Source organism: Inquilinus sp. (assembly GCF_057815775.1).
On the sequence record NZ_JBYRFX010000057.1, the window covers coordinates 1 to 4,115 of the forward strand.

A 4,115-nucleotide genomic window follows, 5' to 3' on the forward strand; every position below is an offset into this window, starting at 1 on the left:
GTGAGAGCGACAGAGAGAAAATCCCTCACGGAAGCGGCGGGTAGTCCGGCCGTAGCGGCGCGAAATTGGAGCGCTGCCTAGCCTTTCGTCCTGGTGGCGGACGGAAGGCCTGGGGGATGAAGGCTGTGGATCTGTATGCGCGGGTTCGGCGTGCCTGCCATGTGGAGGGGATGAGCCAGCGGCAGGCGGCGCGGCTATTCGGCATTGACCCGAAGACGGTGGCGAAGATGCTGCGGTTTTCGGTCCCGCCGGGGTACCGGCGCAGCAAGCCGCCGGTGCGCCCCAAGCTCGATGGGGTCACGGGGGTCATTGACCGCATCCTGGACGAGGATCGGGAGCGGCCCCGTAAGCAACGGCACACGGCGCGGCGCATCTTCCAGCGGCTCAAGGCCGAGCATGGCTTCACCGGCGGCGAAACGATCGTGCGGGCCTATGTCCGGGAGCGGCGGCTGCAGGGGCGGGAGATGTTTGTCCCGCTGGTGCATCCGCCCGGGCATGGGCAGGCCGACTTCGGCGAGGCGGTGGCGGTGATCGGCGGCGAGGAGCGGCGGATCCACTTCCTGGCGGTGGACCTGCCGCACTCGGACGCCTGCTTCGTGAAGGCCTACCCGGCGGAGACGAGCGAGGCGTTCTGCGATGGGCACAACGCGGCGTTCGCCTTCTTTGGCGGTGTGTCACTGAGCATGCTGTATGACAACACCCGCCTGGCGGTGGCGCGCATCCTCGGCGACGGCACGCGGCAGCGCACGCGCGCCTTTGCCGAACTGCAGTCGCACTATCTCTTCGCCGATCGCTTCGGCCGCCCGGGCAAGGGCAATGACAAGGGCAAGGTCGAGGGGTTGGTCGGTTATGCCCGGCGCAACTTCCTGGTGCCGGTGCCGCAGGTCGAGAGCCTGGCGGCGCTCAATGCCCAGCTCGAGGTGCGGTGCCGGGAGCGCCAGGGCGCTCGCCTGCGTGGCCAGGAGGAGAGCATTGGCGAGCGGCTGGCGCGGGATCAGGCGGCGATGTTGCCGCTGCCTGCCGCTCTCTACGAGGCCTGCGAGAGGCGCAGCGCCCGGGTCAGCTCGCTGTCGCTGGTGCGCTATCACGGCAACGACTACTCGGTGCCGGTGGCCTATGGCCACCGCGAGGTCCTGGTCCGCGGCCATGTCGAGGCGGTGGTGATCGCCTGCGGCGCGGCGGTGATTGCCCGGCATGCCCGGTCCTATGAGCGCGAGGACGTCCTGCTCGAGCCGCTGCACTACCTGCCGCTGCTCGAGCGCAAGACCGGCGCGCTGGACCAGGCCGCGCCGCTGGCTGGCTGGGCGCTGCCCGAGCCGTTCCTGGCGCTCCGCCGCCTGCTGGAGGCCCGCCTGGGCAAGGCGGGCCGGCGGGAATGGGTGCAGGTGCTGCGGCTGCTGGAGGTGTTCCACCCCGAGGAGGTGCAAGCCGGGGTGAGCGAGGCGCTGCGGCTGGGGACGATCGGCTTTGATGCCGTCAAGCACCTGGTGCTGTGCCGGATCGAGTGCCGGCCGCCGCGGCTGGACCTCGAGGTCTATCCCTATCTGCCGCGGGCCCAGGTGGCCACCACCTCGGCCCGGGCCTACCTCGAGCTGTTGGGCGAGGGCCGGGCATGAGCGACACCCCGCAGGTGCTGCTGGCGCATCACCTCAAGGCGCTGAAGCTGCCGACCTTCCTGCGCGAGCACGACAAATTGGCCCGGCAATGCGCGGCCGAGGGCGCCGATCACCTCCGCTACCTCCTGCGCCTGGCCGAGCTGGAGCTGATCGAGCGCGAGGGACGGATGGTGGAGCGTCGGATCCGCGCGGCCCACTTCCCGACGGTCAAAAGCCTCGACAGCTTTGACTTCCTGGCCATGCCCTCGCTCAACAAGGCGCTGGTCCTCGACCTGGCGCGGGGCGACTACATCGAGCGGCGGGAGAACGTGATTGCACTCGGCAACAGCGGCACGGGCAAGACCCACATCGCCCTCGGGCTCGGCCTGGCCGCCTGCCAGAGAGGCCTGTCGGTCGGGTTCACTACCGCCGCCGCATTGGTGCATGAACTGCTGGAGGCGCGCGACGAGAAGCGGCTGCTGCGCCTGCAGAAGCAGCTGGCCGGCTACCGGCTGCTGATCATCGACGAACTCGGTTTTGTCCCCCTGTCAAAGAGTGGCGCGGAGTTGCTGTTCGAGATTTTCAGCCAGCGCTATGAGCGTGGCTCCACCCTGGTGACCAGCAACTTGCCATTCGATGAGTGGACCGAGGTCCTGGGCAGCGAGCGGCTGACCGGGGCTCTGCTGGATCGCCTCACGCACCACGTCCACATCCTGGAGATGAATGGCGAGAGCTATCGCCTGGCGCAGAGCAAACGACGCCGGCGAGGTGTCAGCTCACCAGCCGACACGCGGCCGCCCCAAGCCCAGTAGTTGCTGCCCCAGCATAATCCGCGCGCTCGGCACCGCGCTCCAATTTGGCTGCGGCGCAGCGCCCCCAATTTCCTGTGGCGTTGACAGGGAGGCGGGAGACACGGAAGAAACTCCGGCGCTGCGCAATCCTGGGGCGGGGTAGGCATGAAATGCGCCGGTCAGGCGGCCAGCAGCATCGCTTTGCGCAGCCGGGTGAATTCCGCTGAGACCGCATCATTGCCCTTCGCCTGGATTCGGCGATGGACCTCCCGGTAATACCGCTCCGTGGTCCGCACATCCAAATGGCCCACATTCCGCGACACGACCTCGATTGGCACCCCGGCCCGGCAGGCGTAGTTGATATAGGCGGAGCGGAGCGAATGGGGGACGATCCGGCGCGTAAGACCGCCAACCTGCCGGGCCGTCTCCAAACTGTGATTCACCGTTGTGCATGGCAGGCCGGTGGGCGACGGAAACACCAGCGGCCCGGTGTACCGAATAAACTTCCGCCACTCCGCCGCCAGAGCGATAACCCGGCGGGCTTCCGGACCGAGAAACAACTCCCGCTGCTCGCCGGTCGCCTCTGTCTTATGCTCGGCGACGATCGCCTGCGTCTCGACAAATGCTGGGACCGCCGAAGCCTCATCGGGCACGTGGGCAAACTCGCCCACGATGTCGGACCGGTGCAGATGGATGGCCTCGGACTTCCGACAGCCGACATAGAGACAGAATTCGAGGATCAGCAGCCCGGAAGGATTCCGCAGCGCATGCGCATCGTCCATCCGGCGCTTCCGACCGGGCTTCCAGGCCGCCCTGGCCTCCTCGATGCCCCGCATTAGCGCAATGATTTCCTCGTCGGCGAGGTCCACTTTGTAGCCCCTTGCTCGTCCCAGCCTTTTTCGCGGGCCGTAGGTCCCGCTCATCCTCGATGAGCGAAGTCGCTGGATTGACCAGAGGCAGGCCCAGACGATCGATCAATGGCACCATCTTATTGCGCTGCCCCCAGGCGAAAGCGGCTCGGACCCATGTGATCATCTGGCGGGCAGCCGAGGTCCGCCAGTCAGCGCGCGGCCCATGCAGATGATTGCTGCGGATCACCTGCATGATGATCTCGCGACTCAAATCCACCACTGGCAGATCGCCATAGCGCTCCATAAGTGGCCGGCTCTGCGAGCGAAAGTTGGCAGCGCTCTCATTGGGTTTGCGGGTCCGGGTGGCGTCGGTGAGCTTCCGCGCCACGTACTCGTCAAAGAGCGCCCGCACCGTGATGTTGCTGGCCGGAGCCAGGATGGCCGCCCTCGGGTCCTGGCCGGCGGTCGTCAGCCGGGTCAACGCCAGGGCCTTTTGCCGGGCGTCATCATAGGTGACGGCTGGAAACTTCCCGATGGGCTTTGTGGTGTTCGCCTTGCGCCAGTCCCAACTCCGCAGCCCGGTGCGTGAAACCGAGAGGCGAAGATAGGGCGTCTCGTCATCGGTATAGATGACCTGAGCCTGCTCCGTAGGAACCGGCAGGCGGCCGGCTTCGGTCCGGAGAGTGACGCGACGGCTCATTGGCCCGCTCCAACACATGATCGATGTGTCAGCCTACGATTTGTATGAGCCGTCGTCTAGCCATACAACTCCCATACAAACTCGCGCCGATTTCTAGCCCATTCGGATGGATAATGGGCCGGATTTTCCATCATGAGATGGGAAGGCAGAAACGCCCCTTGCCAGGGCTGCCGGCCTG

The 4,115-nt window shown here is 66.6% G+C and carries 3 protein-coding genes and 1 pseudogene; 2 read left to right on the top strand and 2 right to left on the bottom strand.

Annotated elements, in window-relative coordinates:
* The first annotated feature begins 116 nt into the window (after positions 1–116).
* Positions 117–1,616 (top strand): IS21 family transposase, encoded by a 1,500-nt coding sequence (gene istA, locus AC3XYG_RS02315; protein ID WP_489138200.1) that lies wholly within the window; start codon positions 117–119, stop codon positions 1,614–1,616.
* Positions 1,613–2,407 (top strand): IS21-like element helper ATPase IstB, encoded by a 795-nt coding sequence (gene istB, locus AC3XYG_RS02320; protein WP_489138201.1) that lies wholly within the window; start codon positions 1,613–1,615, stop codon positions 2,405–2,407. The genes istA and istB overlap by 4 nt, the downstream gene beginning before the upstream one ends.
* 158 nt (positions 2,408–2,565) lie before the next feature.
* Here istB and AC3XYG_RS02325 read toward each other — a convergent pair whose 3' ends face one another.
* Both AC3XYG_RS02325 and AC3XYG_RS02330 read right to left on the bottom strand, forming a co-directional pair.
* The gene (locus AC3XYG_RS02325) at positions 2,566–3,255 is read right to left on the bottom strand and encodes a tyrosine-type recombinase/integrase (RefSeq protein WP_489138202.1); all 690 of its coding nucleotides are present in this window, start codon (positions 3,253–3,255) and stop codon (positions 2,566–2,568) included.
* A gap of 433 nt (positions 3,256–3,688) precedes the next feature.
* Positions 3,689–3,955, bottom strand: a pseudogene (locus AC3XYG_RS02330) (Arm DNA-binding domain-containing protein); the annotation flags it as partial.
* Positions 3,956–4,115 lie beyond the last annotated feature (160 nt).